Source organism: Nostoc sp. CHAB 5715 (assembly GCF_020829685.1).
Classification (GTDB): domain Bacteria; phylum Cyanobacteriota; class Cyanobacteriia; order Cyanobacteriales; family Nostocaceae; genus Nostoc.
On sequence record NZ_JAIVFR010001078.1, the window covers coordinates 1 to 2364 of the forward strand.

2 protein-coding genes are annotated in these 2364 nt (G+C 45.6%); both read right to left on the reverse strand.

The genetic code is table 11. From position 1 onward, the window contains the following. Positions 1 to 241 precede the first annotated feature (241 nt). Positions 242 to 1210, reverse strand: a complete 969-nt coding sequence (locus LC574_RS36105) for a glycosyltransferase (protein WP_229458427.1) — start codon at positions 1208 to 1210, stop codon at positions 242 to 244. A 141-nt stretch (positions 1211 to 1351) separates the two neighbouring features. After that, on the reverse strand, positions 1352 to 2364 hold a 1013-nt coding region (locus tag LC574_RS36110), incomplete at its 5' end, for a S41 family peptidase (protein ID WP_229458429.1).

Sequence of the window (2364 nt, forward strand, 5' to 3'; positions counted from 1 at the left end):
AACTGGAGTTCTTGAAATCTATTAATTGTGAAGATGTACAGGGCTATTTATTCTACCGCCCACTTTCTGCCCAGAAAGCAACTGAAATCCTCGAAAGTAAACGACTAACGCTCTAGTACCGCAAGGCGGAAGTCACGCATTCACGCATTCAAAAGTTTTGTATATCAAGGCTTTTGCAAGTTTTAAAATGGTAGCTTGATTTCCGCCGCGCTGTACTTTTAGCATAGGATGCGATTAATTGTTACAGTCGATCAATTATCTTGGCATTTTCTGGCAACTTGGCGTCTCGTTGACCAGCAGCACGCGCCCTAGCAGTGAACAAACCAATGGGAGTATTTAATAAATCTACAAGGGTGGCTTTACCCGCAATCGCCTTTTTCATATCCCTTGGTATTTCCTTGACTAACCAACGTGCCAAACGATAGCCGCATTCTTTGAGTGTAATATCTCGCATCAAATCTACACCGTGTAGTTCGTGTAGATAGCGATTTGACCGTCCATAGCGCCGCCATTGACTTTGCAGTTCTTGAAGTGTGGCGCGGTGGCGGTGCCCAACGATCGCATCCGGGGCAAATTCCAAACGCCCGATGTTTTCCCCCAAAATCCGCCAGCAAATATCGGCATCGCCACCAGTGGTAAGATAGGGACGAAATAAACCCGCTTTTTCTAAGGCAATGCGTCGAATCGCTAAATTAGCCGTTTGACCATAGGGACGAAAGGAATGGTTAAGGGTATGCTTTTGCGACAAAGTTTCTTGACGATCTGCGTGCTGTTCTAGCAGAGTTGTGCCTGGTAGTGCCAAAATTTCACCAGCGACAATTACCACTTCTGTGTTGACAAAAGGCGGAATTAATGCATCTAACCATTGCGGTTGTGGACGGCAATCTGCATCGGTAAAAACTATAATTTCACCCGTAGCGGCGCGAATCCCAGCATTACGAGCAGCATAAGAGCTTTGAATTTGGTTTTCGCTCAATGGGCGAATTGTGATTGGGCAATTTTCGGCAGATGTTTTGAGGATGGTGAGAGTGCGATCGCTACTATTATTGTCTACCAACAAGTACTCTACCCGGTCTTTCGGGTAAGTTTGAAACAACAAACAATTGATTAACTCTGGTAAATCCGCCTCACCGTTATAAATAGGAACAACCACCGACACCATTGGTAAAAAACTGGTGGCGGTGGTTGCATCAACTGGCTGATAATTCATAAATCTAAGATTTTGGTTTGGTATTAGTAACTAGTATTCCCAATCCAAAATCCTAGAAGGGTATATCAAGCAGTTTTCATAACTCCAAAAATCTGGATTTGGGAATACTACTATATAAACACCTGGAAACAAATCACTCACCTAAAATTTCAGTTTATCAGCGCGGCTCATAGGTCGAGTGGGCTGATTTGCTGGCGGTTGGGCAAAGTTGTTATTTGATAAAATTGCGATCGCACGGGCATATTGTGGATCGCTCTTAGTTCCGATTAAATCTGGATTAGAAGCCAATTGCCGCTCTTGTGCCTCTGTCAAGTCTAGCTTGATATCTGGAGCAATCCCTTTATGGTTAATATCCGTTCCCGCTGGGGTGTAGTAATGGGCTATGGTGACAGCCAAGCCGGAACCATCTGCGAGTTCATGAACTGACTGCACTAAAGCTTTACCAAAGGTTTGACCACCTACGACTACCGCCCGCTTATTATCCTTGAGTGCCCCTGCAAGGATTTCGCTAGCACTAGCTGAATTACCATCCACTAACACCGCCAAAGGACGATTTGTTAAAGCAGTGCGATTGGCTTTAGTTTCTTCAGTGCCGCCCACACGGTCTACTGTCTTGACAATTCCGCCCTCATTATACCACATCCGGGCAATTTCAATGCTTGCCTGTAACAGCCCGCCAGGATTTCCCCGCAAATCCAAGACATAAGAATCAACTTTCTTAGTGTTCAAATCGCGGATGGCTCGTTGCATTTGGTCTGCGGCGTGAGCGCTAAATTCCCGCAAACGGATATAGCCAACGCGGCGATTTCCTTCTTGCTTGAGGGTATAACGTACCGTTGGCACTTCAATACTTGCCCTTGTCAACTTCAAATCAAAGGCATTTTGCCCCGCCCGTCCCAGCTTTAGCTTGATGGGAGTACCCGCTTTGCCACGAATTAGCTTAGAAGCTTCATCCACCTTCATTTTGAGAGTGGGTTTGCCGTCAATTGCCAAAATTTCATCGCCTGCTTTGATCCCAGCTTTCAGTGCTGGAGAATTTTCTATGGCTTCGACAACAGTGAGGCGCTGAGTTTTTTCGTTCACTTCCATCCGAATGCCAATACCAGAAACTTCCCCAGATGTTTGGCTAGTCAGGGCTTCAAACTGTTTGGGGT